Annotated in this window: 21 protein-coding genes; 7 read left to right on the top strand and 14 right to left on the bottom strand. The window is 68.7% G+C overall.

Features of this window, described 5'->3' with window-relative positions; translation table 11 throughout:
* Positions 1–3 precede the first annotated feature (3 nt).
* The 9 genes from hutI to DELCS14_RS00710 form a co-directional block, all read right to left on the bottom strand.
* Entirely contained in the window at positions 4–1,299 is a 1,296-nt protein-coding gene (gene hutI / locus DELCS14_RS00750; protein ID WP_013800047.1) for an imidazolonepropionase, read from the bottom strand.
* Positions 1,300–1,328: 29 nt separating this feature from the next.
* Entirely contained in the window at positions 1,329–1,889 is a 561-nt protein-coding gene (locus DELCS14_RS00745) for a HutD family protein (protein WP_013800046.1), read from the bottom strand.
* Between the two features lie 23 nt (positions 1,890–1,912).
* The gene (gene hutU, locus DELCS14_RS00740; RefSeq protein WP_012202089.1) at positions 1,913–3,646 is read right to left on the bottom strand and encodes a urocanate hydratase; all 1,734 of its coding nucleotides are present in this window, start codon (positions 3,644–3,646) and stop codon (positions 1,913–1,915) included.
* Between the two features lie 39 nt (positions 3,647–3,685).
* Positions 3,686–5,257, bottom strand: coding sequence for a histidine ammonia-lyase (hutH, locus tag DELCS14_RS00735; RefSeq protein WP_013800045.1), 1,572 nt, complete (start codon positions 5,255–5,257; stop codon positions 3,686–3,688).
* Between the two features lie 113 nt (positions 5,258–5,370).
* Positions 5,371–6,087 carry a histidine utilization repressor gene (gene hutC, locus DELCS14_RS00730; protein WP_034397623.1) on the bottom strand — a complete coding sequence of 239 codons (717 nt, stop codon included), beginning with the start codon at positions 6,085–6,087 and terminating at the stop codon, positions 5,371–5,373.
* Positions 6,088–6,168: 81 nt separating this feature from the next.
* Positions 6,169–6,948: an ABC transporter ATP-binding protein gene (locus DELCS14_RS00725; RefSeq protein ID WP_012202086.1), complete on the bottom strand. Its 780-nt coding sequence runs from the start codon at positions 6,946–6,948 to the stop codon at positions 6,169–6,171.
* A complete protein-coding gene (locus DELCS14_RS00720; protein ID WP_046240485.1) occupies positions 6,948–7,787 on the bottom strand; it encodes an ABC transporter permease in 840 nt (279 codons plus the stop codon). The genes DELCS14_RS00725 and DELCS14_RS00720 overlap by 1 nt, the downstream gene beginning before the upstream one ends.
* 63 nt (positions 7,788–7,850) lie before the next feature.
* Positions 7,851–8,825 carry an ABC transporter substrate-binding protein gene (locus DELCS14_RS00715; protein WP_013800043.1) on the bottom strand — a complete coding sequence of 325 codons (975 nt, stop codon included), beginning with the start codon at positions 8,823–8,825 and terminating at the stop codon, positions 7,851–7,853.
* Between the two features lie 274 nt (positions 8,826–9,099).
* On the bottom strand, positions 9,100–9,990 hold the full coding sequence (locus tag DELCS14_RS00710) for a LysR substrate-binding domain-containing protein (RefSeq protein WP_013800042.1): 891 nt from the start codon (positions 9,988–9,990) through the stop codon (positions 9,100–9,102).
* 94 nt (positions 9,991–10,084) lie between these two features.
* Between DELCS14_RS00710 and DELCS14_RS00705 the strand changes: the two genes are divergently transcribed.
* The 3 genes from DELCS14_RS00705 (at position 10,085) to DELCS14_RS00695 (ending at position 14,640) form a co-directional block, all read left to right on the top strand.
* Positions 10,085–11,326, top strand: a complete 1,242-nt coding sequence (locus tag DELCS14_RS00705; protein WP_013800041.1) for a CoA transferase — start codon at positions 10,085–10,087, stop codon at positions 11,324–11,326.
* A gap of 10 nt (positions 11,327–11,336) precedes the next feature.
* Positions 11,337–12,488 (top strand): acyl-CoA dehydrogenase family protein, encoded by a 1,152-nt coding sequence (locus DELCS14_RS00700; RefSeq protein ID WP_013800040.1) that lies wholly within the window; start codon positions 11,337–11,339, stop codon positions 12,486–12,488.
* Positions 12,489–12,708: 220 nt separating this feature from the next.
* Entirely contained in the window at positions 12,709–14,640 is a 1,932-nt protein-coding gene (locus DELCS14_RS00695) for a RecQ family ATP-dependent DNA helicase (RefSeq protein WP_043780224.1), read from the top strand.
* 100 nt (positions 14,641–14,740) lie between these two features.
* Here DELCS14_RS00695 and DELCS14_RS00690 read toward each other — a convergent pair whose 3' ends face one another.
* The 3 genes from DELCS14_RS00690 to DELCS14_RS00680 form a co-directional block, all read right to left on the bottom strand.
* A complete protein-coding gene (locus DELCS14_RS00690) occupies positions 14,741–15,550 on the bottom strand; it encodes a DUF4198 domain-containing protein (RefSeq protein ID WP_013800039.1) in 810 nt (269 codons plus the stop codon).
* Positions 15,551–15,556: 6 nt separating this feature from the next.
* Positions 15,557–16,045 (bottom strand): hypothetical protein, encoded by a 489-nt coding sequence (locus tag DELCS14_RS00685; RefSeq protein WP_012202078.1) that lies wholly within the window; start codon positions 16,043–16,045, stop codon positions 15,557–15,559.
* A gap of 172 nt (positions 16,046–16,217) precedes the next feature.
* Positions 16,218–18,638 (bottom strand): TonB-dependent hemoglobin/transferrin/lactoferrin family receptor, encoded by a 2,421-nt coding sequence (locus DELCS14_RS00680; protein WP_013800038.1) that lies wholly within the window; start codon positions 18,636–18,638, stop codon positions 16,218–16,220.
* 278 nt (positions 18,639–18,916) lie between these two features.
* Here DELCS14_RS00680 and DELCS14_RS00675 point away from each other — a divergent pair, with 278 nt between their 5' ends.
* From DELCS14_RS00675 to DELCS14_RS00660, 4 genes are all read left to right on the top strand, one after another.
* Complete coding sequence (locus DELCS14_RS00675; RefSeq protein WP_013800037.1) at positions 18,917–20,290, top strand: aminotransferase class III-fold pyridoxal phosphate-dependent enzyme; 1,374 nt, start codon at positions 18,917–18,919, stop codon at positions 20,288–20,290.
* 7 nt (positions 20,291–20,297) lie between these two features.
* Positions 20,298–21,371, top strand: coding sequence for a GNAT family N-acetyltransferase (locus tag DELCS14_RS00670; RefSeq protein WP_013800036.1), 1,074 nt, complete (start codon positions 20,298–20,300; stop codon positions 21,369–21,371).
* Complete coding sequence (locus DELCS14_RS00665; protein WP_013800035.1) at positions 21,353–22,264, top strand: hypothetical protein; 912 nt, start codon at positions 21,353–21,355, stop codon at positions 22,262–22,264. Before DELCS14_RS00670 ends, DELCS14_RS00665 begins: the two co-directional genes overlap by 19 nt.
* Positions 22,265–22,350: 86 nt before the next feature.
* Positions 22,351–23,655 carry a cyclopropane-fatty-acyl-phospholipid synthase family protein gene (locus DELCS14_RS00660; protein WP_013800034.1) on the top strand — a complete coding sequence of 435 codons (1,305 nt, stop codon included), beginning with the start codon at positions 22,351–22,353 and terminating at the stop codon, positions 23,653–23,655.
* On the opposite strand, the gene DELCS14_RS00655 is transcribed toward DELCS14_RS00660, so the two are convergent.
* Together DELCS14_RS00655 and DELCS14_RS00650 are read right to left on the bottom strand one after the other, a co-directional pair.
* Positions 23,618–24,844 (bottom strand): DegT/DnrJ/EryC1/StrS family aminotransferase, encoded by a 1,227-nt coding sequence (locus tag DELCS14_RS00655; RefSeq protein WP_013800033.1) that lies wholly within the window; start codon positions 24,842–24,844, stop codon positions 23,618–23,620. The genes DELCS14_RS00660 and DELCS14_RS00655 overlap by 38 nt on opposite strands.
* Positions 24,837–25,331 (bottom strand): DMT family transporter, encoded by a 495-nt coding sequence (locus DELCS14_RS00650; RefSeq protein ID WP_013800032.1) that lies wholly within the window; start codon positions 25,329–25,331, stop codon positions 24,837–24,839. Before DELCS14_RS00650 ends, DELCS14_RS00655 begins: the two co-directional genes overlap by 8 nt.
* Position 25,332: the final 1 nt, after the last annotated feature.

Genomic DNA, 25,332 nt, shown 5'->3' with positions numbered 1-25,332 from the left:
CTTTCAGTGGCTCCCCTGCCTGCGGGTCCGCACGATGCGGCCCTGGCGCACGATGGTGCAATCAGGCTTGCTGCCGAACCAGTAGGCCAGCTCGGCCGCATGGCGCACGGGCCAGAGCACGAAGTGGGCAGGACGGCCGGCCGCGATCAGGCCATGCTCGTCCTGCAGGCCCAGGGCGCGCGCGGCATGGCGGGTGATGCCCGCCAGGGCCTCGGGCACGGTGAGCCGGAACAGGGTGCAGGCCATGTTGGCCATGAGCAAAAGGCTCAGGCAGGGGGAGGTGCCCGGATTGTGATCGGTAGAGACGGCCATGGGAACGCCCGCGGCGCGCAGGCCCGCGATGGGCGGCATGTGGGTGTCGCGCAGCGTGTAGTAGGCGCCGGGCAGCAGCACGGCCACGGAACCCGCGCCGCGCATGGCGGCAATGCCGGATTCGGACAGGTGCTCGATGTGGTCGCACGACAGCGCGCCATAGCGGGCCGCGAGGGCCGCCCCCTCCATGTTCGACAGCTGCTCGGCATGCAGCTTGACGGGCAGGCCCAGGCGGCGTGCGGCCTGGAAGACCTGCTCGGTCTCGGCCAGCGAGAAGGCGATGCGCTCGCAGAACACATCGACCGCATCGACCAGGCCCTCGGCCGCCAGCGCGGGCAGCATGGTGCCGGCGACGAGGTCGATGTAGTCCTGGCTGCGCCCTGCGTACTCGGGCGGCAGCGCATGCGCGCCCAGGAAGGTGGTGCGCACGGTCACGCCCAGGGCCTGGCCCAGGCGCCGGGCCACGCGCAGCTGCTTGCGCTCGTGCTCCAGCGCCAGGCCGTAGCCCGACTTGATCTCGATGGCGCAGACGCCCTCGTCCAGCAGCTGCTGCAGGCGCGGCAGGGCCTGGGCGAACAGCTCGTCCTCGCTGGCCTCGCGCGTGGCACGCACGCTGGAGACGATGCCGCCGCCGGCGCGTGCCACTTCCTCGTAGCTGGCGCCGTCCAGGCGCATGGCGAATTCGTTGGCGCGCTCGCCGCCATAGACCAGGTGGGTGTGGCAATCGACCAGGCCCGGCGTGGCCAGCATGCCCTGGCCGTCATGGCGCGGCAGGGACGCATATGCGGGCGGCAGGGCCTGCTGCGGCCCCACCCAGGCCACGCGGCCCTGCTGCACCACGATGCAGGCATCCTCGCCATCACCCACAGCCTGGCCGGCCTCGAACATGTCAGGCGCCAGGCGCAGGTTCTGCCAGCAGCCGTCGGCCGAAGAGGATGGAGCGAGTGCGGAAGCAGGTGCAGAAGCGGGTGCGTGGGGCTCGGTCATGGGGGGGATTCCTTGGATGTCGTGGGTCGTCAGCAGGCTTGCAGCAGCACCTGCACCAGCCGCACGTCGTCGGTCTGCGGCACCAGCTGCTGCGGGTCGGGCTGCTGCGCGCTCCACCACAGGCCCTGGCCGGGGATGAGCGCAGCGCCATCCGCCTGCCAGTCGCCCTGCAGCACCATGCACAGGCCGGCGTCGGCGCGGCCGGCGTCGGCCGCGCTGTCCAGCACCTGGACCTGCGCCCGCCACCGGCCGCGCCGCGCCATCACGTTGAAGTCGGTGGAAGTGCCGCCCAGCAGCGAGCAGCCCAGCGCCACATCGCCGGAGAAGGCAAACGGCTGCCAGCGCGCGTCCAGCACATGGTCGATGCCTTCGCCGCGCAGGTGCACGCCGTCGCCATCGAGCAGCATGATCTGCCGGTCCACGCCCGCAAAGGCCGAGAACGGGCCGGGCTGGTCAATGGTGGCCACGCTGATGCGCCAGCCAAAGGCCTCCATGCCCGCCCCGGGCGGCCAGCAGGCGATCTCGCGCGTGCTGCCGCCCCCGTTCTTCCAGGGGCTGGCGGCGATCTGGTTCAGGTCGAAACGCTGCATGGCCGTGGTGTCCTGCAAGCGGCTCACTTGACCATGGGCAGGTTCAGCTGATGGCGCTTGGCCGCAGCCACGGCAATGTCGTAGCCCGCATCCGCATGGCGCATGACGCCGGTGGCCGGATCGTTCCAGAGCACGCGGCCCAGGCGGGCGGCGGCCTCGTCCGTGCCATCGGCCACGATGACCACGCCCGCATGCTGGGAGTAGCCCATGCCCACGCCGCCGCCGTGGTGCAGGCTGACCCAGGTGGCGCCGCCTGCGGTGTTGAGCAGGGCGTTGAGCAGCGGCCAGTCGCTGACGGCGTCCGTGCCGTCCTTCATGGATTCGGTCTCGCGGTTGGGGCTGGCCACGGAGCCGCAGTCCAGGTGGTCGCGGCCGATCACGATGGGGGCCTTGAGTTCGCCGTTCTTCACCATCTCGTTGAAGGCCAGGGCCGCCTTGTGGCGCTCGCCCAGTCCCAGCCAGCAGATGCGCGCGGGCAGGCCCTGGAAGCTGATGCGCTCGCGCGCCATGTCCAGCCAGCGGTGGGTGTGCTTGTTGTCGGGGAACAGTTCCTTGATCTTGGCGTCGGTCTTGTAGATGTCCTCGGGGTCGCCGGACAGGGCCACCCAGCGGAACGGGCCCTTGCCTTCGCAGAACAGCGGGCGGATGTAGGCGGGCACGAAGCCGGGGAAGTCGAAGGCGTTCTTCACGCCCTGGTCCAGGGCCACCTGGCGGATGTTGTTGCCGTAGTCCACCGTGGGAATGCCCATGGCCTGGAAGTCCAGCATGGCCTGCACGTGCTGGGCGCAGCCCTGGGCGGCGGCGGCCTTGAGCTGGGCATGTCGCGACGGGTCGGCGGCGGCGGCACGCCACTCGTCCACGGTCCAGCCCACGGGCAGGTAGCCGTTGATCAGGTCATGGGCCGAGGTCTGGTCGGTCACGATGTCGGGGCGGGCGCCGCCGGCCTGGGCGCGGCGCACCAGCTCGGGCAGGATTTCGGCGGCATTGCCCAGCAGGCCGATGGAGATGGCCTCGCCCGCAGCCGTGTGCTGGGCGATGAGTTCCAGCGCGTGGTCGATGTCGCGCGCCTGCTTGTCCAGGTAGCGCGTGCGCAGGCGGAAGTCGATGCTGCTTTGCTGGCATTCGATGGCCAGCACGCAGGCGCCAGCCAGCACGCCGGCCAGGGGCTGGGCACCGCCCATGCCGCCCAGGCCCGCCGTGAGGATCCACTTGCCCGTGAGGTCGTTGTTGTAGTGCTGGCGGCCGGCCTCGACGAAGGTCTCGAACGTGCCCTGCACGATGCCCTGGGCACCGATGTAGATCCAGCTACCGGCCGTCATCTGGCCGTACATGAACAGGCCCTTCTGGTCCAGCTCGTTGAAGTGCTCCCAGTTGGCCCACTGGGGCACGAGGTTGGAGTTGGCCAGCAGCACGCGCGGTGCGTTCTCGTGCGTCTTGAACACGCCCACGGGCTTGCCCGACTGGATCAGCAGCGACTCGTCGGCCTCCAGCTTCTTGAGCGACTCCAGGATCTGGTCATAGCACTCCCAGTTGCGCGCCGCGCGGCCGATGCCGCCGTAGACCACCAGGGCCTTGGGGTTCTCGGCCACGTCGGGGTCCAGGTTGTTCTGCAGCATGCGGTAGGCGGCCTCGGCCAGCCAGTTCTTGCAGTGCAGTTCGCTGCCGCGCGGGGCGCGGATGACGCGGCTGGCGTCATAGCGGGGATTGGTGGCAGCCGTGGCAGCGTTGGCGTTGAGGATGGCGTCGTTGGCGTTCATGGCGATCTCCTGGATGCGGGGGGTGAGCGGTTGCGGGGTTCAGGCAGCCTGGTGGCTGGGCAGGTGGCGGACGATGGCCTGGGGCCAGTCCGTGGCAAGCGCCCACTGGCGCATGGTTTCGATGTCGGGTGCCAGGTAGCGGTCACGGTCCAGGTGCGGAACCTGGCTGCGGATCAGCGCGTACTGCGCCTCGATCAGTTCGGAGCTGTTCAGGCTGCGGTCGAAGTCCATGCCCTGGGCGGCGGCCATGGCTTCCACGCCCACGATGACGGCGGTGTTGCGCGCCATCTCGCCCAGGCGCCGCGCGCCGTAGGTGGCCATGGAGACATGGTCTTCCTGGTTGGCCGAGGTGGGCAGGCTGGTGACGCTGCTGGGATGGGCCAGGCACTGGTTCTCGGCAGCCAGGGCGGCGGCCGTGACCTGGGCGATCATGAAGCCCGAGTTCACGCCGCTGTCGGCAATCAGGAAGGCCGGCAGGCCCGACAGGCCGGTGTCCAGCAGCAGGGCCATGCGGCGCTCGGAGATGGCGCCGATCTCGGCCAGGGCCAGGGCGATGATGTCGGCCGCGAAGGCCACGGGCTCGGCGTGGAAGTTGCCGCCCGAGATCACGTCGCCGTTGTCGAAGACCAGCGGGTTGTCCGAGGCGGCGTTGGCCTCGATCACCAGCACGCGGGCCGCATGGCTGAGGTTGTCCAGGCAGGCGCCCATGACCTGGGGCACGCAGCGGATGGAGTATGGGTCCTGCACGCGGCCGCAGTGGGGGTGGGAGGTGTCGATGGCGCTGCCGTCCAGCAGTTCGCGCACGGCGGCGGCCACGGCGATCTGGCCAAGCTGGCCGCGCGCCTCATGGATGCGGGCGTCAAACGGCTTGACCGAGCCCTTGATGGCCTCCAGCGTCAGGCAGCCCGCCACCAGGCCGGCGGCGAACACGCTCTCGCCCTGGAACAGGCCCACCAGGGCCAGCGCCGTGGATACCTGGGTGCCGTTGAGCAGGGCCAGCCCTTCCTTGGGGCCGAGCACGAAGGGCTCCAGGCCCACATGGCGCATGGCCTCGGTGCCGGACACCACCTGTCCATCGATCTTGGCCTGGCCTTCGCCGATCAGCACGCAGGCCAGGTGCGACAGCGGTGCCAGGTCGCCCGAGGCGCCCACCGAGCCCTTGGCGGGGATCACGGGCAGCACGTCGGCGTTGGCCAGGGCCAGCAGCGCATCGACCAGCTCGGGGCGCACGCCCGAGTGGCCTCGCGCCAGGCTCACGGCCTTGGTGGCCAGCACCAGGCGCACCACGGCGTCGGGCAGCGGATCGCCCGTGCCCACGCTGTGCGACAGCACCAGGTTGCGCTGCAGCTCTGCCAGGCGGTCATGGGCGATCTTGGTGGAGGCCAGCTTGCCGAAGCCGGTGTTGATGCCATAGACGACCTGGTCCTCATCCACGATGTGCTGCACATGGGCCTGGGCGGCGCGCATGCGCTCGTAGGCGGACGCCGCCATGGACAGGCGCACGCCGCCCTGCTGGATGGCCCGCAGCTGGGCCAGGCTGACCTGGCCGGGCTGCAGCGTCAGCGCGGTGCCGGGACGGGAGGTGAGGCCGGGAGTCGTGATGGTGTTCATGGTGATGCCCTGTCGGTGTCTGGGAGGGTGTGCCGGGATGGATGTCTATGCCTGTCTATACAATATCAATCGAAGCGGAACAGCGCAAGAGCGGGAACCCCGCCTTTCAGGCCTCAGCCGTCGTGCGATCCGCCGTCGGTGCGAAAGCGGCTGCCCAGCCGGTAGCGCATGCCCGGATGCACGCAGTGCACCCAGGTCACGGGCGTTCCCAGGTACCAGGTGCGGCGCGTCAGCGTCAGGCAGGGCTGGTCGGCGTCCATCTGCAGCCAGCGCGCCTGCTCGGGCGTGGGCAGCATGGCGTCCACCACATGCTCGATCTGGTCGAAGGGCACGTTGCGCACCAGATACACCGAAGGCTGGATCAGCGAGAAGTCCTGCTCCATGAAGTCCGGCGCCATGCGCGGGTTCACATGGCGGTCTTCCAGCTGCACGGGCACGTCGTTCTCGAAATGCACGCCCTGCAGGTGGAACACCGAGCTGCCCGCAGACAGCTGCAGCGAGGCCGCCGCCTCGGGCGAGGCCGACTCGCGGCGCACGCTGATCAGCTCGAAGCGGTGGTCATGGCCGCGCTGGCGGATTTCCTCGGCGATGTTGGCGATGCGCAGCAGCGTGGACTGCGGCTTTTCCTCGGCCACGAAGGAGCCCACGCCGGCCACGCGCACGATCACGCCCTGCTCGGCCAGCTCGCGCAGCGCCCGGTTGGCCGTCATGCGGGCCACGCCGAACTCCTGCACCAGCTCCTGCTCGGACGGCACGCGCTCGCCGGCCGACAGCGAGCCATCGGCGATCTTGCGCAGCACATGGTCCTTGACCTGCTGGTACAGGGCCATGGGCACCTCCGCCGTCGTTGCGGAAAGTCGGGAAGCCGTGGAACGCGAAGACATGGTGTGGGCAGTGGTCATGGAAAAGCGTCAGTGTGCAGCAGCGGCCAGCGACTCTGCGCGAATCTCTTCGGTCAGCCGGGCTTTCAGCTCCATGAACTCGGGCGAGGTCTTGACCGTGTAGTGGCGCGGATGCGGCAGGTTCACCGGGATGTCGGCCTTGATGCGGCCCGGGCGAGCGCTGAACACGGCCACGCGGTTGGCCATGAAGATGGCCTCGTCGATGTCGTGGGTGACGAACATCACGGTCTTGCGCTCGGCCTCCCAGATGCCCAGCAGCAGCTCCTGCATGAGCACGCGGGTCTGGTTGTCGAGTGCGCCGAAGGGCTCGTCCATGAGCAGGATCTTGGGATCGTTGGCCAGCGCGCGCGCAATGGCCGTGCGCTGCTGCATGCCGCCCGACAGCTGCTTGGGAAAGTGGTTCTCGAAGCCGCGCAGCCCCACCTTGGCGATGAAGTAGTCGCTGCGCTCCTTTTGCAGCGCCTCGCTCACGCCCTTCTCGCGCAGGCCGAAGCGGATGTTCTGCGCCACCGTCAGCCAGGGGAACAGCGTGTAGCTCTGGAACACCATGCCCCGGTCAGCGCCCGGCCCGTCCACGGCGCGGCCGTCCAGCAGCACCTGGCCCGTGGTCGGGAAATCCAGCCCCGCCGCAATGCGCAGCATGGTGGACTTGCCGCAGCCCGAGGGGCCGAGGATGGTGACGAAGTCGTTCTCGCGGACCTCGAAATCCACAGGCAGCAAGGCCTGCGTGCTCGTGCCCTTGTGGCTGGTGAAGGTGCGCGAAACACCTTGAATGGACAGCAGATTCATCACAGGGTGCTCCACTCGAACATGCGACGGTTGACGGTCTTGAAGATGAAATCGGACACCAGGCCGATGAGGCCGATCACGATGATGCCGAAGATGATCTGGCCCGTGTTCAGCAGCGCCTGGCTGTCGGTGATCATGTGGCCGATGCCCGAGGACGAGCCGATCAGCTCGGCCACGATCACATAGGTCCAGGCCCAGCCCAGCACCAGGCGCAGCGTCTCGGCAATGCCGGGCGCGGCGCCTGGAATCAGCACGCGGCGCACCACGCCGGTGTTGGAGGCGCCCAGCGTGTAGGCGGCCTCCACCAGGTCCTTGCGCGCGCCGCCCACGGTGACGGCCACCATCAGCGTGATCTGGAACACCGAGCCAATGAAGATGACCAGCAGCTTCTGCGTCTCGCCCACGCCGGCCCACAGGATCAGCAGCGGGATGAAGGCCGAGGCCGGCAGGTAGCGGCAGAACGAGACAAAGGGCTCGAAGAAGGCCTCGACCGGCTTCCAGGCGCCCATGGCAATGCCCAGGGGCACGGCCACGACCGAGGCCAGGATGAAGCCGCCCATCACGCGCCATACCGTCATGCCGATGTCGTGCAGGAAGCCGTACTCGGTGAACAGCAGCACGCCCTCGCGCGCCATGGTCATGGGGCTGGCCAGGAAGGTCGGGGAGACGAAGCCGCCCAGCGTCACTGCCGCCCAGACGAGAAAGAACAGCACGAAGAAGGCCACACCCAGCACCCACTTGGCCGTGGGGCTGACGGGCTCCAGCGGCGCCATGCGGCGGCGGCGGACGGGGGCTGGCGCCGCGGCGGGCGCGGGAGCGTGCGGTGTGGCGTGGGTCATGGGCTTGTTAGCCGGCTGGACTGCGGAAGTGGATGCGGCTTGCATGGTCATCCCCTGACGGGCTTACTGGATGAAGCTGGCGTCGTACATCACGCCATAGTTCTCGGGGATGGAGCGGATGATGCCGGCCTCCTTGAGGATCACGGCCGATTCCTTCATGAAGGGCACCAGCTCGTTGGCGAAGAATTTCTGGTTGGCTTCCTTGTCGGACCACTTCAGGTAGGAGGCCGACTTGCCGAACTGCTCGCCGCTTTGCTTGACGGCCGTGCCCATGATCTCGAAGGACTTGGTCTTGTCGGCCTCGATCATGGCCACCGCATCGAAATACGACTGGGCCAGGGCCTTGGCGGCGGCCGCGTTGGCCTTGAGCCACTTGGGATCGCAGCCCACGGTGTCCATGACCATGGGGTAGTCGATGGTGGTGGCCAGGATCTTGCCCGCCGCCGGATTGGCACGGATGGTGGACAGGTAGGGCTCGTAGCTCATGGCCGCATCGTTCTGGCCGGCCACGAAGGCCTGGGCCGCGGGCTGGGGCTCCAGCGAGACGGTCTTCACATCCTTCATGGTCATGCCGTTCTTGTGCAGCATCCAGGCCAGGCCGAAGTACGGCGCCGTGCCCGGCGCGCTCACGGCCACCGTCTTGCCCTTGAGGTCGGCAAAGCCCTTGACGTCATTGCGCACGGCGATGCCGTCGGCGCCATAGGACTTGTCCATCTGGAAGATCTGCACGATGGGCACGCCGTTCGTGTTCCAGGCCACATGCGTCTCGATGGTGGTGGCCGCGCACTGGATGGCGCCCGAGGCCAAGGCCAGGTGGCGGTCCTTCTGCGGAATCATCTTCAGGTCCACCGCCAGGCCGTTCTTCTTGAAGATGCCGGCCTTGTCGGCCAGGGTCAGCGGCGCGAAGCCGGTCCAGCCCGACATGCCCAGGGTGATCTTGGTCTCCTGCGCGGCAGCGGGCTGCAGTGCGGCGGCAAGGCAGAGGGCGGCGGCCAGCGGCCCCAGGGGCAGGCGGCGGAACGTGGGGATCGAACTCATGTGGCACTCCTCGGTCGGGAAAGCAAGTTGGCGATGGCAGTTTCGGGGTCCGCAGGCAGACCAGTGCGGGAGCCCGAAGTGTGTTTTTGCCGACCGGACATGTATATACAGGATTACCCGGCAAACCGGTGATGGAGCGAGCATCCTGCATCTACCTGCGATCAACACGGAGAGCAACAGCAAATGCCGTGCCAACCAAGCTTGTCCATACAACCTGGGGAAAATCCCGGGTAGCACCTCACCACCGTGGTGCATGCCACGGGGCTGCGCGCCGCTACGGTGCAATCACGGCACGCGCCACCTTCAAGAACGGTGCAATCAGCGGCGAGGCATTGCCCGCCGGCACGGCCAGCACCACGCCCTGGGGGGCCACGCGGCCCCGGATGCGGCGGCAGGCCAGGCGCTGGCCATCGTGGGCGCGGTCCACCACCGGCCGCGTGGTCAGCACGCTCAGGCCGTGGCCGTTGGCCACCATGGAGCGCAGCATTTCGATGGAGGCGAACTCATGGGCCACCAGCGGCGTCACGCCGGCCTCGCGGAACAGCGACAGGAAATACTCGCGGCTGTGCGGCAGGTTGATCAGCACCAGCGGGTAGCGGGCCACCTCGGCCAGCCCCACGCTGGTCCTGGCCGCCAGCGCATGGCGCTGCGGCAGCAGCACATAGGGCGGCAGCGCCGCCACGGGCAGCAGCTCCATGCGGGGACGCGCCAGGCCCGTGTCGTACTGCAGGGCCGCATCGAGCTCGCCGCGCTCCACCTGCTGCGTGAGCGAGGCGATATCGCCCTCCACCAGCTCCAGCGCAATGCCGGGGTGCAGGCGCTGCATCTGCGCCAGCAGGGCAGGCACCCAGCGCGCGCCCAGCGTGCTCAGAAAACCCAGGTGCAGCACGCCCGCCATCGCCGCCGTGCGCGGCCCCTGCAGGCTGCGTGCGCCGTCCAGCAGCGCCTGGGCCTCGCGGCTGCGCACCGCGCCGGCCGCCGTGAGATCCAGCCCCCTGGCATGGCGGCGCACGAACAGCGCCTCTCCCCACAGCGCCTCCAGGTCGGCAATCGCCTTGGAGATGGACGGCTGGGACACGCCGATGGCCTCGGCCGCGCGCGCCGTGCTGCCATGGCGTGCGGCGGCCACGAAATACTCCAGCTGGCGCAGGCTGATTTGGATCATCTTTTTGAATGCAGTGAATCAAGAATGAATATTTTCCATTGATTCAATCACGCGCCAGCATGCAGCCATAGACCACCCGTCCAAGGCTGCCCCCATGACCGAGTCCACCCCCCTTACCGCCCGCCCGCTGGACGGCGTGCGCATTCTCGACTTCACGCGCGTGCTGGCTGGGCCGCTGTCCACGGCCCTGCTGGCCGACCTGGGCGCCGAGGTCGTCAAGATCGAGCCGCCGCAGGGCGACGACTACCGCGCCATCGGCCCCATGAACAACGGAGAAAGCGCGCTGTTCACGGTGATGAACCGCAACAAGCAAAGCCTGGTGCTGGACCTCAAGCACCCCGAGGCCGTGGCCCTGGTCCACGAGATGGCGGCCCAGGCAGACGTGGTGGTGGAGAACTTCCGGCCCGGCGTGGCCGAGCGCCTGGGCATAGGCGCAAGCCAGTTGCGGGCGCTCAATCCGCGCCTGGTCTATGTCAGCGTCTCGGGCTTCGGGCAGACCGGGCCGCTGGCCCACCGGCCGGCCTACGACATCATCGTGCAGGCCATGAGCGGCCTCATGGAGGCCACGGGCGAGCCCGATGGCGCGCCCACCGTGGTGGGCGAGGCCGTCAGCGACGTGGTGGCCGGCCTGTTCGCCTCCTGGGCCACGCTGGCCGCGCTGCTGCAGGCGCGTGCCACGGGACAGGGCCAGCAGGTGGACGTGGCCATGTTCGACACCACGCTGAGCTTTCTGGCCACCTCGGTGGCGCGCTACCTGTTCACGGGCCGGCCCGCGCGCCGCGTGGGCAACCGCCATCCGCTGTCCGCACCGTTCGGCGTGTACCGCGCAGGCGACGGCCACTTCGCGCTGGCCGTGCTCAACAACAAGCTGTTCGCCGCCGCCCTGCAGGCCATGGAACTGGGCAGCCTGGCCGGCGACCCGCGCTTTGCCAGCGATGAATCACGCTCGGCCCACGAACCCGCGCTGCGCGCGGCCATCGAGGCCTGGGCCGGCCGGCATGAAGTGGCGCAGGTGGTGGCCGCGCTGGATGCGGCGGGCGTGCCCGCCGCCCCCATCTGGAACATTGCCCAGGCGCTGGAATCACCCCAGAGCCAGGCACGCGGCCTGCTCGGCGCGGTGCAGGACGAGCGCCTGCCGGGCTTGCGCCTGCCCACCCAGCCCGTGCATTTCAGCGGCGCCGCACCCAACCGCGCCGAGCGCGCACCGGCCCTGGGCGAGCACACCGAGGCCCTGCTCTCGCAGTGGCTGGGCCGGGGCGCCGAAGCCATTGCCGCGCTGCGCGCATCCGGTGCCCTGGGCACCGCAGGCGCCGCCCCCTCTTCCCCATCACATTGAGCGAACTTCCATGAACTTCCAACGACTGGGCACCACCGCCGACGACCACGCCATTGCCGATGCCGTGGCCCGATTTGCCGACGACGCGCTGGCGCCCTTGGCGCAGCGCATGGACGAAGAGGCACTGTCCGCCACCTGCCATGTGCCCGGGCTGGCGGCCCTGGGCGTGATGGGAATGAACCTGCCCGAGGCCCTGGGCGGCCCCGGCGTCACGCCCACAGCCATGCTGCTGTCCCTGGTAGCCATCTCGCGCGCCTGCGCGGCCACCTCGTCCATGATCGGCGCCCACTACCTGGGCACGGACGCCGTGCTCATCGGCGGCGACGACGCGCAGCGCCAGCAGTGGCTGCCGCGCTGCGCCAGCGGCGAATGGCTGGCCGCCTTTGCGCTGACCGAGCCGCGCGGCGGCTCCCACCCGGCCGACATGCGCACGCGCGCCGTGCGCGATGGGGACGACTATCTGATCACGGGCGTCAAGCACTTCATCTCCAACGCCGCCGAAGCGCGCTTCATGGTGGTCTTCGCCAAGACCGACATGGAGGCCGGCGCGCGCGGCGTCAGCGCCTTCATCGTGCCGCGCGATCTGCCCGGCATCCAGGTCTCGGCCCCAGAAAAACTCATGGGCATCCGCGGCGGCCATGCCTTCGAGGTATCGCTGGACGAAGTGCGCGTGCCTGCCAGCCACCGGCTGGGCGCCGAGGGCACGGGCTTCAAGACGGCGATGAAGGTGCTGGACAACAGCCGCCTGGACGTGGCGGCCACCGCCCTGGGCGTGGCCGAGGCCGCCCTGGCCGCCGCCGCGCAATGGGCCAATCAGCGCCTGGTCGGCGGCGAGCCGCTGGCCACGAAACAGGGCATCCAGTGGAAGCTGGCAGACATGAAGCTGCGCCTGGAGGCATCGTGGGCACTGACCATGCAGGCCCTGGCCTTGCGCCAGGCCGGCCAGCCCTTCACCCAGCACTCGGCCATGGCCAAGCTGCATGCCTCGGAAATGGTGGGCTTCGTCACCGACGAAGCCCTGCAGATCCACGGCGGCTACGGCTACACGCGCGAGATGCCGCTGGAGCGCCTGGTGCGCGATGCGCGCATCCTGCGCATTTACGAAGGCTCGTCCGAAGTGCAGCGCAGCATCATTGCGCGTGGGGTGCTGGGCGGCAGCTGAATGCAGCAGCGGGTGGCTAGGAGAAATCTGAAAATGGCACCCTCGCGCCCGCAAAAGGCCGTTGATGCAGAGCGGCTCAAACCCCAGGTCTTCCCTGGACCTTGCGAGGGGGCGCAAAATGGCGGCTGTTGCGGCCTCCGGGCCGCAGCGCATTTTTTGCGGGAAGCGCCCGCATCCCGCTCCCTCCCGCGCCAGCCGCCTCTGCCGAAAGAAGTCCCCGTTGTCCGCCGCGCATTCCGTCCTGCAAGCCGTGTTCGGCTACGAACAATTCCGCGGTCCGCAGGAAGCCATCGTCTCGCACGTGGTCGCCGGCGGCGATGCGCTGGTGCTCATGCCCACGGGCGGCGGCAAGAGCCTGTGCTACCAGGTGCCGGCCATCGTGCGCCAGCAGCAGGGCCACGGCGTGGCGGTGGTGGTGTCGCCGCTGATCGCGCTCATGCACGACCAGGTCGGCGCGCTGCACGAGGCCGGCGTGAGCGCGGCCTACCTGAACTCCACGCTGTCCTATGACGAGACGCAGGAAGTCGAATGGCGTCTGCAAAGCGGCGACATCACCCTGCTGTATGCCGCGCCCGAGCGCCTGAACACGCCGCGCTTCCTGGGCCTGCTCGACGACCTGCATGCCCAGGGCAAGCTGTCGCTGTTCGCCATCGACGAGGCGCACTGCGTGAGCCAGTGGGGCCATGACTTCCGGCCCGAGTACCGCGCGCTGAGCGTGCTGCACGAACGCTATGCGGGCGTGCCGCGCATTGCGCTCACGGCCACGGCCGACGCGCTGACGCGCGCCGACATCGTCGAGCGGCTGCAGCTCGAGAGCGCGCGGCACTTCGTCAGCAGCTTCGACCGCCCCAACATCCGCTACCGCATCGCCGAGAAGAAGGACGTCAGCAACCAGCTGCTGCGCTTCATAGAGCGCGAGCACGAGGGCGAGGCCGGCGTGGTCTATTGCCAGTCGCGCAAGCGCGTGGAGGAGCTGGCCCAGACGCTGAGCCAGGCCGGCGTGCCCGCCCTGCCCTACCACGCGGGCCTGCCCTTCGAGACGCGCCAGCTGCACCAGGACCGCTTCCTGCGCGAGGACGGCATCGTCATCGTCGCCACCATCGCCTTCGGCATGGGCATCAACAAGCCCGATGTGCGCTTCGTGGCCCACGTGGACATGCCCAAGAACATCGAGGGCTATTACCAGGAAACCGGCCGCGCAGGCCGCGACGGGCTGCCCGCCGATGCCTGGATGGCCTACGGCCTGTCCGACGTGGTCAACCAGCGCCGCATGATCGATGAAAGCCCGGCCGAGGACACCTTCAAGCAGGTCATGCGCGGCAAGCTCGATGCCCTGCTGGGCCTGGCCGAGGCCACGGACTGCCGCCGCGTGCGGCTGCTGGCCTACTTCGGCGAGCAGTACGGCCTGGGCGCACCGGGAGAAGACGCAGAGACGGACCTTGAAGGCCGGCCTCTGCAGCGCGTGGCAAAGACCGCCTGCGGCAACTGCGACAACTGCATGGAGCCCCCGGCCCTGTGGGATGGCACGGACGCCGCGCGCAAGCTGCTGTCCACCATCTACCGCGTGCACGAGGCCAGCCAGCTGACCTTTGGCGCGGGCCACATCATGGACGTGCTGCGCGGCAAGGACACCGAGAAGGTGCGCCAGTACGGCCACGACAAGATCTCCACCTTCGGCCTGGGCAAGGACTACAGCGAGCCCCAGCTGCGCGGCGTGATGCGCCAGCTGCTGGCCACGGGCGCCCTGGGCCTGCACAAGATCACCAGCGAGAACAGCGGCCACAGCTTCGACACCCTGTGCCTGGCCGATGGCTCGCGCGACGTGCTGCGCGGCAATGTCCCCGTGCAGCTGCGCGAGGCCGTGGCCGCGCCACGCACGCGCACCTCCAAGCGCGCCACCCAGCCCAACGCGGCCGCTGCCAGCCTGGGGCCCGACGCCCAGGTGCGCTTCATCAATCTCAAGGCCTGGCGCGCCGAGGTCGCGCGCGAGCACAACCTGCCGGCCTACGTGATCTTCCACGACGCCACGCTGGCCGCCATTGCCGAACGCAACCCGGCATCGCTGGACGACCTGCAGGGCATCAGCGGCATGGGCGCCAAGAAGCTCGACGCCTATGGCGCCGAAGTGCTGCGGGTGGTGGCCACGGGTTGAGGCGCATAGCCCTCATGCACATCGCCTGGGGCTGGGCTTCACCATGAGAAAAGGCCTGCACCTCCATGGCGTCAGGCCTTTTTCGTGAAGCCGGAACCCTTTACTGCGCCAGCACCCTGAAGGTCAGCGTGTAGTTGTTGCCGTACTGCGGCGCGGCGGCGCCGGCCGGAGCATCGGCGCGGTAGCGCACCAGGGCCAGGTAGATGCCGGACTTGGGCAGGGCGTAGGAGATGCGGCCCTCGCCATCGGTGGTCAGTGCATCCACGCTGTGCTGGCTGGCCAGGTCCATGGCCGAGCGGAAGATTTCCACCTTCTGCGCGGCCAGCGGCTTGCCGTCGTATTGCACGGTGAAGTCGAACTTCTCGCCCGCGAACAGGTCGGCGGGATGCGTGACGGGCACGATCTCCAGGCCCTTGCCTGAGGGCGCGAGTGCGGCCCGGCTGGGCTTGCCCACCGTGATGTAGGTCTCGGAGACCGACAGCGACTGGTAATGGCTCAGCAGTCTGGCATCGGCCGGCGTGGGCGTGGCGGGATCACGCGCCGTCTCGACCTTGCCATTGCGCTCCCACGAACGGAAGACGGCGCCCAGGCGCGGGCCGGTGCTCACGCGGTAGGAGCCTTTCTCGTCGGGCAGCTGGTGCTCGGCCACGGTGCGGGTCTTGAACTGGCGCACATCGGCCATGGGCGTGACCGAGCCGTCGGGCGCCGTCACGGTGAAGCGCGTTTCGCCAAAAGCCACTTCGGGGATGAAGAACTTGTCGGCAAAGCTGGCGTCCACGCTGATGACGGCCCGGGGCGAAGCCTCGAAGCTGGTGGGCAGCAGGTAGGGCGTGTGGGCCTGGGCGGAGATGCACGCGGCCGACAGCAGCGGCAGCCACCAGGCCAATCGCTTGGATGGGGTTTTGGCCATGTCCGCTCAGGGCTTCTTGACGTCGTTCTTGTCCACGACGCCATCGGCATTGACGTCGGCTTCCTTGAAGCTGCGTTCGGCGATGGCCATGTCTTCTTCCACGGTGTATTTGCCGTCGCGGTTCCTGTCCACGATGCCGAAGCGCACATGGGCCTGCTTCATGGACTGGGCATAGCGCTCGTCGGGCTGGCGGCCCGCGTACTGCTGCTTGAGGCGGGCCTCGAACTCGTCCACGTACTCCTTCTCGCTGAGCCAGCCGTCGCCATTGGTGTCGCCGGCCAGGAAGCGCTGCTTGCGCACGGTGTCGTACTCCTGGCGCGTGACCACGCCATCACGGTTGGCGTCGTAGCTGCCCATGAACGCAGACTGGCCATGCCCGCCCGCAGGCTGGGCCGGGCCGCTGGCGGACGGTGCCGTGGGCGATGCGCAGGCGGTGAGCAGGGCCGCCAGGCCGGCAGCGGCCAGCATGCGGTGGGACAGAGAGAACTCGATCATGAAACGACTCCTGAAGTAGGCAGATACAGCGGCGGCTGCGATGGTGGTGGAGGCTTTCCGGCCGACACCGCCGCTGTAGGGAAGGCCGGCCGGCCCCTGGAGAAACTCCTCGGATCCGCGCCACGCGGCAAGTGAAAGTGGCGTGGATGCAATGGCATGGTGCGCAGGGTGCTCAGAACGCAACGTTCATGGACACGGCGAAGGTGCGGCCCGGGTTGCTCAGCAGCTCGATGTCGCGGCGGTCGCGCGCCACGCCGGGCTGCAGGCTGCGGGTGCTGGAATAGTCCCAGTAGCGCTTGTCGCCCAGGTTGTAGATGCCGGCGTTCAGGCGCACGTTCTTTGCGACCTGCCAGTAGCCGGCCAGGTCGAAGATGGCATAGCCGGGCACGCGGAACAGCTCGGTGGTCGAGTCGGTCAGGCCGGTACCCGCGTTCTGGTAGCTGTCGCGGTTGGTGGCCACGGCCTGCTTGCCCGCGACGAAGGTGCCGGTCAGGTTCAGGCCCCATTGCCGGGCCGGTGCGTCATAGCCCACGCCGACGATGGCCTTGCGCGGCAGCACGCTGTCCAGCGGCACATCCTTGTCGCCTGCGTAGTAGGACTTGGAGGTGCCGCGGCTGATGCCCAGCGCCCAGGTGGAGTACAGGCCCCTGGCGGCGGGCATCCACTGGCCGTGGTCCAGGCGCGCGCTGGCCTCGAAGCCGTAGATCTTTGCGCTGTCGCGGTTCTCGGCCTGGTAGATGGTGCCGATGTGGGCGGGCACGTTGACGAACAGGTCGGGACGGCCCGCGCGCAGGTAGCGCGTGTAGGCGATGAAGTCGGAGTACCTGGTATAGAAGACCGAGCTGTTGAAGGTCACGCCCGGCGTGGGCGAACCCTTGAGGCCGAAGTCGAAGGCATTGCTGCTTTCCTCCTTCAGGTTGGGGTTGCCGACCAGCGCGTACTGGTTGCCGGTGTTGTAGTTGCTGGCCATGTTCCACGAGCCGAAGATCTCGCCGGCCGAGGGCGCGCGCCCGCTGCGCTTGAACTGGGCATAGGCGCTGAACGTGGGCGTGAGGTCATAGACCAGGGCCAGGCTGGGGCTGAGGATGGTGTTGCCACGCGTGCCGCCGTAGAGCTTCTGGACATCGGCGGGCGTGAGCACGCCCGAGACGAAGTTGTCCAGGTCGCGTGTCTTGATCTCCACGCGGTCCACGCGCAGCGCGGGAATCAGCGCCAGGCGGCGGCCACCGGCCTGGAAACTGATCTCGTCCTGCAGGAAGGCGCCGTAGCGGCGGGTGGTGGTGTCGGGCTGGGGCTTCATGTTGCCGGACACGGCCCAGGCGCGCTCCGTGTCCTGGGTCGAGGCATTGACGCCAAAGCTCAGGCGGTGGCGGTCGATGCGCTTGTCGCCCGTGCTCGAGAAACCCCAGGTGCGCGTCTCGTTGCCAGAGACGTTGTGCACCTTGGCGCCCGTGGCCAGCGTGGTGGTGTCGGTAACGTCGTTGGTGTCCGTGTTCTGGAAGTACAGCCGCGTGTCCAACTGGTCCACCCAGGCGCCGGTCGGTGTCCACAGGTGCTGCAGCTGCAGCGTGTTGCGACTGGTGTCGCTGTTCTGGCGCGAGCTTTCGGTGATGCTGGTGTTGGTGGTGTCCCAGCCGTGGAAGGAGGTGTCGTTCTTGCGGCGGTACAGGTCGGCCGATAGCACCAGGCGGTGGGCCGGGTTGATGCGCAGGCCGCCCTTGAGCAGCAGCGCGTTGGAGTTCCAGTCGTCGGGATAGCTGTTGACGATGGCGCTGTGGTTGCGCGTCTCGTGGCCGTCGCGGCGCGAATAGGCGATCAGGCCGTCGAGGTCGCCCGAGCGGCCAGCGGCCGTGAAGCTCTCGTTCCAGGAGCGGTCGGCCGTGTCGTGGCCGATCTTGCCGCCCAGGTAGGAGGTCTTGCCGCCCACCAGGTAGTCCTCGGCGGACTTGGTGCGAAAGCCCACCGAGCCGCCGATGCCACCGGCCGCGCGCCGCGCCGTGGTGGTCCCGGAGAGGATGTCCACGGCCGAGAACATCTCGGGGTCGATGAAGTCGCGGCCCACGCCGAAGGTGTTGGCGCCGACACGGCTCACATAGGGGCGCGTGGTGGCGTCGGGCATCTCGACGCCGTCCACATCCATGCCGATGCGGTTGCCCTCGATGCCGCGGATGTTGTAGCCCGTGGTGCCCGAGCGGTCGAAGCTGCTGCGGTTGCGGCTGGTGCCCGAGGCCGTGCCCGGCGCGGAGACCAGCGGCTGGTAGCGCACCACGTCGGCCATGCTGCCGGCCTGCTCCAGCGCCGGGCCGCTGACGGTGGTGGAGGCGCCGGGCGTGCGCTGCACGGGCTCGGCTGCATCGACCACATCGACCTGGGCCAGCGCCTTGGTGGGAGCCTGTGCCATCAGCCGGGCCTCATCGTCCGCAGTCTGCACATGCGTCTGTGTCTGCGTCCGCGTCTGTGCCCAGGCGCCGGGCACGGCCAGACCGATCACGGCGGCCTGCACGGCCACGGCCAGCAGGCTGGGCCGCAATGCCGGCGTGCGCGAGGGATTGCGGGAGAGGGAGAGGAAAGACGAACGCGAAGACACAGCCATGGCGGGAATCGGGGAAAGAGGGTTGCTGGCTAGCTGCCGACCTGTCCGCGGAGTGCTCTTGCGAGACCATTGCTCCCCCCGTGTGTGATTGTTCCTGCTGGCTTTCCGCGATTCTCCCATCAATTGATAATGATTATCATTTGTTTTGTCTCATTTACGTCACAGGGGCCGATCCAGGCTCCGCGCGGGCCTCCTCCACAAACCCCACACAAAGACTCGACAGCGCAGCAAGATTGCCCGCTCACACTGCGGCGGCTGAATATCTGGAGCCCTTTGCTGTGATCAATAACGCCCAACTTCTGGCCGACGAAGCCAAGTACTGCTCGTTCGGGGATACCGTCCACTACGTCAACCCGCCCAAGATCTTCTCGGGCTGCGAAGGCAGCTACATGTACGACGAGGCCGGCACGCCCTACCTTGATCTGCAGATGTGGTATTCGGCCGTGAACTTCGGCTACAAGAACAAGCGCCTCGAGCAGAAGATGATCGAGCAGCTGCAGACCCTGCCCCAGGTCGCCAGCCAGTACCTGCACCCCACCAAGATCGAGCTGGCCAAGTTCATCGCCCAGGATGCGGAGCGCAAGTGGGGCCATGCCGGCCGCGTGCACTTCAACGTGGGCGGCGCCCAGGCCATCGAGGACTCGCTCAAGGTCGTGCGCAATGCCAGCGGCGGCAAGAGCCTGATGTTCGCCTTCGAGGGCGGCTACCACGGCCGCACGCTGGGCGCCTCCAGCATCACCTCCAGCTACCGCTACCGCCGCCGCTACGGCCACTTCGGCGACCGCGCGCAGTTCATCCCCTTCCCCTACCCGTTCCGCCGCCCCAAGGGCATGACGTCCGAGGAATACGCGGACTCCATCGTCCGGGAATTCGCGCGCAAGTTCGAGAACGAGTACCACGCCATCTGGGACCCCAAGACCAACCAGTGCGAGTACGCGGCCTTCTACGTGGAGCCCATCCAGGGCACGGGCGGCTACGTCGTGCCGCCGCCCAACTTCTTCAAGGGCCTCAAGAAGGTGCTGGACGACCACGGCGTGCTGATGGTGGTCGATGAAATCCAGATGGGCTTCTGGCGCACCGGCACGCTGTGGTCGGTGGAGAACTTCGGCGTCAAGCCCGACGTGCTGGTCTTTGCCAAGGCGCTGACCAACGGCCTCAACGCCCTGTCGGGCCTGTGGGCGCGCGAGGAGCTGATCAACCCCACCATCTTCCCGCCGGGATCGACGCACTCCACCTTCGCCTCCAACCCGCTGGGCACGGCCCTGGGCCTGGAAGTCATGAAGATGACCCACGAGATGGACTTCGGCCGCCAGGTGCGCGAATCGGGCGCCTACTTCCTCGAGGGCCTCAAGGAGCTGCAAAAGCGCCACAAGGAAATCGGCGATGTGGACGGCCTGGGCCTGGCGCTGCGCACCGAGATCTGCACCGAAGACGGCTTCACGCCCAACAAGGCGCTGCTGGACAAGATGGTGGACATCGGCCTCGAAGGCGGCCTGGAATACCAGGGCCAGAAACGCGGCCTGGTGCTGGACGTGGGCGGCTACTACAAGAACGTGATCACCTTCGCGCCCTCGCTGATGATCTCGCGCCCCGAGATCGACGAAGCCATGGTCCTGCTGGACCAGTTGCTCACGAAAGCCAAGGCGGCCTGAAGGCGCGATGCCCGCAGAGCGCCTGCACAACCAGCTCGAACCCCCAGGCCTGCTCGCGCAGTTCGCGGCCCATCCTCCCGAGGGCTTCGCACTGCTGCAGGACTGGCCGGCGCCGGCCTTCACGGCGCCCTTCGATCTTCTGACCACGGCGGACGACGCGCTCAAGGCGCGTCTTTTGTCGTTGCCCGGTGGCGGCTGGCTGTCGCGCCGGCTGCGCCTGTCCACCGACTTCGTGGGCACCACGGTCAGCGAGTACGCCGTGCTGCCCATGGGCATCCCTGCCGCCCGGCAGGCTGCCGCGCTGCGTGCGCGCGCAGGCCGACGCATGCTGACCATCGTCAAGGATCTGCCCCAGGATTCACCGCTGCTGCCGGACGCCGACAACGCCCACGCACGGGCGCTGGCGCAGGCGCTGGCCGATGCGGGCTTCATCCTGGTCGAGGGCCAGGCCCTGGCCCATGTGCCCATCGACTTCTCCAGCCTGGACGAATACCTTGCGCGCCTGTCCAGAAGCCGCCGCCAGAACCTGCGCCGCAAGCTCAAAAGCCGCGCGCAGCTGCACGTGCAGCGCATTCCCACGGGCGCGGCCTTTGCCGATGACGCCTGCGTCGATGCCTACTACGCGCTGTTCGATGCGGTGTATGCGCAAAGCGAGATCCACTTCGACAGGCTCACGCGCGATTTCTTCGCGGCCGTGCTGCGCGATGCGGGCAACGGCGGCACCGTGTTCGAGTACCGCGCGCTGCAGGACGACGGCGCGCCCGGCGCGCTGCTGGGCTGGAACCTGTGCTTCGAGCACGGCGGCAAGCTGATCGACAAGTACATCGGCCTGTCCTACCCGGCCGCGCGCGAGGCCAACCTCTACTTCGTGAGCTGGATGGTCAACCTTGAATACGCCATCGAACGCGGCCTGAGCCACTACGTGGCCGGCTGGACCGACCCCGAGGTCAAGGCCCAGCTGGGCGCCAGCTTCACCTTCACGCAGCATGCGGTCTTCATCCGCAATCCGCTGCTGCGCGCACTGGGCCGGCGCTTTGCCGGCCACTTCGAAAGCGATCGCCAATGGAGCGAACAGAACTGAATGCCCAGCCGGTCGTGCTGGATGTGGATGGCTCGGTGGGGACCTTGCCCGGCGAGCTGCGCCTGCCGCTGCAGGACTGGCAGGAGCAGGTGCGCTTTGGCTGCGGCCTGCGCCGCTTTGCGCAGTTCCGCGCGGCGCTCGATGCGCAACTGCCCGCCGCGCATGGCACGGCCCTCATGGGCAGTGGCGACTTCCACCACCTGAGCTGGCCGCTGATCGAGCGCTGCATCACCGCCCAGGCCCTGTCCGCGGGCCGGCCGCTGCGCGTGGTCGTACTGGACAACCACCCCGACAACATGCGCTTTCCCTGGGGCGTGCACTGCGGCTCCTGGGTGCGGCGCGTGGCCCTGCATCCGGCCGTCTCGCATGTGCATGTGGCCGGCATCACCTCCGGCGACATCGGCCGCGCGCACGCCTGGGAGAACTACCTCACGCCGCTGCGCGCCGGCCGCCTGAGCTACTGGAGCGCAGGCGTGGACACGGGCTGGGCGCGCCGCCTGGGCGTGGATGCCGCCTTTCGCGGCTTTGCCAGCGTGGCCGACCTGTCGCGCACGCTGGCGCGCATGCTGCGCGAGCAGGCCCAGCCCACCTACCTGAGCATCGACAAGGACGTGTTCGCGCCCGAGGTGGTGCGCACCAACTGGGACCAGGGCCGCATGCAGGAAGGCGAGGCCCTGGACATCATCGGCGCGCTGGCCGGCCAGATCGTGGGCAGCGACATCACGGGCGATGTGTCCTCCTGGCGCTACACGACCTGGTGGAAGCGCTGGATGAGCGCCGGAGACGGCCAGGACACGCAGATCGACGCGCAGACGCTGGCCACCTGGCAACTGGGCCAGCATGCCTTCAACGAACGGCTGGTCGAATACATCCAGACCTGCACCAGCCCCTAGGATCCGTTCACACCCCGCACACCCCGCACACCCCGCATACCCCACGTCCGCGCACCGCGGCCGACCGCAAGACAGGAGGCAACCCCATGATCGACCGGCTGACCGAAAGACTGCTGCAGCGCAGTTTCACACCCCTGGTGCGCAAGGGACTGCTCGAAATCTGCCTGCCCTGGGGGCGCATGCTGGCCTTCGGCGACGGTGGCCAGCCGCAGGCACGCATCCGCTTCACGGACAGGCGCGCACTGTGGGCCCTGATGCGCGACCCGGACCTGAACCTTGGCGAAATGTTCATGCAGCAGCGCCTGGTGGTGGAGCGGGGCGGCATCTACGACGTGCTGGAGCTCGTGCTGCGCAACGCGCGCAACCTGCCCGTGCCGGCCAGCGTTCGGCTGCTCGATGCCTGGCGCATGCGGCTGCGCCCGCTGCTGCAGCACAACAGCCGCGGCAAGGCGCGCGCCAACGTGGCGCACCACTATGACCTCGACGACCGGCTGTATCGGCTCTTTCTGGATGGCGAGCGCCAGTACTCCTGCGCCTACTTCGAGCATGGCGACGAAAGCCTGGAGCAGGCCCAGCGGGCCAAGATGCGCCACATCGCCGCCAAGCTGCTCGTGGAGCCCGGCCACCGCGTGCTGGACATAGGCTGCGGCTGGGGCGGACTGTCGCGCTACCTGGCCGAGGTGGCTGGCGCGGGCCATGTGACGGGCGTGACGCTGTCCGGCGAGCAGCTGGCGGGCGCCCGCCAGCGTGCCGGCCAGTCCCCGTGCGCGGACCGCCTCAGCTACCGCCTGGAAGACTACCGCGACACGCGCGGCACCTTCGACCGCATCGTCTCGGTGGGCATGTTCGAGCATGTGGGCACGCGTTTTCACGACGCCTTCTTCCGCCAGTGCCGGGAGCTGCTGTCCGACGATGGCGTGATGCTGCTGCACTTCATCGGCAACAGCGATGTGCCCGACTTCAACAATCCCTGGATAGAACGCTACATCTTCCCGGGCGGCCACATCCCGTCCCTGTCGGAGTTCACGCCGGCCATCGAACGCAGCGGCCTGGTGGTCACCGATATCGAAGTGCTGCGCCTGCACTATGCGCGCACGCTGCGGCTGTGGCGCGAGCGCTTCATGGCGCGCCGCGACGAGGCCGCCGCGCTCTACGACGAGCGCTTTTGCCGCATGTGGGAGTTCTATCTTTCCATGTCGGAAGCCGCCTTCCGCTACCAGGACATCGCCATTTTCCAGGTGCAGCTGGCACGCCGCCAGGAAGCGGTTCCGCTCACGCGCGACTATGTCGCCGAACGCAGCCAGGCCCTGCGCGGGCGCGAGCCACCGGCCGGCGCCACGCAGGCCGCAGCCGTCAGCCAGGCGCGGCGTGCGGCCTCTCCAGCAGGCTGAGCAAGGCCTCGAAGCGCGCGTCGTCGAACCACAGGCTGTTGCCCACGGCCACCAGGCGCCGTGCCCAGTCGCGCCCCTGGTCCACCACGTCCTGGCGCGCCAGGCCCAGCACATGGTCGTAGCGGCCATAGTCGGGCAGCACATGGACGAAGGGCAGCGACAAACCCCAGCCCCGCCCCCATTGCGCGCGCAGCAGCGCATCGCGCGTGGCTGCATCGCGCAGGCGCAGCAGCAGCACGGGCCAGACGCCTTGCGCACCCGGCACGGTGTCACCCACCACCTCGACCCCATCGATGGCCGACAGCCAGGCGCCGCGCTCACGGGCCTGGCGCTGCAGTTGCTGCTGGAAATCCGCCAGCCGCGCCAGCGCGCGCCGGCCCACGCGGCGGCGCCAGGCGCCCAGTTCATGGCGGGCAATGGCGTCGTCGAAATCATCGCCGGCGGCCTGCACCCAGTCGCTGCGCGACAGCGCCTCGCGCAGGGGACGGCCATAGGCCAGGTCCAGCCCGGCGGGGCGGTACAGCGCCGCATAGCCCAGCAGCTCCAGGCTGCGGCGCAACTCCCAGCCCCGGTCCTGGCGCACGCTGGCCGCATGCGTCTCGCGCAGTGCCTCGCGCAGCGCGGGGTCGCGTGCCAGCAGCACGCCGCCCTCGAAGGTGGTCAGGCCCTTGCCCACGGCCAGGCTGTAGAAGCCCACATCGCCCTGCCAGCCCACGGGCTCGCCGCGCAGGCGCGCGCCCAGGGCCTGGGCCGCGTCCTCCACCACCCAGGCGCCCACGGCACGCGCGCAGTCCACGGCAGTGGCCACGTCGGCCACGCGGCCGCACAGATGCGTGGGCAGCACGGCCAGGGTGCGTTCGCTGCACAGGGCGCGCAGGCGCGCGGGGTCCATGTCCAGCGTGTCGGGATGCAGATCGCACAGGCGCAGTTGCAGGCCGCAGTGCGCCACGGCCAGGGCCACCAGCGGGCAGGTATAGGCGGGTGCGATGACTTCGCTGCGGCCCGGCGCCAGGCGGCGCAGGGTCTGCAGCGCCACCATCAGCGCCGAGGTGCCCGAGCATTCAAGCTGCACGGCGGGCACGCCCAGCCACTGCGCCAGCGCCGTCGCCAGGTCCGCATCGCCCCAGGGCAGCAGGTCGGCCGCGCGCAGCGGCAGGCCCGCCGTGGGCGGCAGCACGCGTTCAGTCACGGCGTGTGCCTTGCTCGGCCGAGGCCGCCAGATGCGCGGCGCCCGCGCTGGCCGAACCCGCGCCCGGGTTGCCGCCCGCATGGCCCGGCGTGTCGTCGTCTGCGCCGGGCCCCTCGGCCTCCTGCGTCTCGCTGACGGCCAGGCAGGCGATGCCGGCCACGATGAACAGGCAGCCGATGATCTGGGGCATGCCTATGCGCTCGTCGAACAGCCAGTACGACAGCGCCAGCACGGAAAGAATCTCCAGGTGCGATGCCGCAAAGGCCGGGCCGATGGGCGCGCGCTTGAGCAAGGTCATCCACGAGAAAAAGGCGCCGATGTAGCCCACGAAGGCGCCATAGATCCAGGGCTGGCCGAACACGCGCGCCAGCCAGGCCGTGGAGAACTCCAGCGGCAGCGCCGCATTGCCGGCCTGCTTGAAGCTCAGCTGGGCCAGCGTGTCGAAGGCCATGAGCACCAGAAAGCCGATGAAATAGAAACGCTTCATT

This window comes from Delftia sp. Cs1-4 (assembly GCF_000214395.1).
Classification (GTDB): Bacteria; Pseudomonadota; Gammaproteobacteria; order Burkholderiales; family Burkholderiaceae_C; genus Comamonas; species Comamonas acidovorans.
This window is presented reverse-complemented; position numbering and strand designations above follow the sequence as displayed.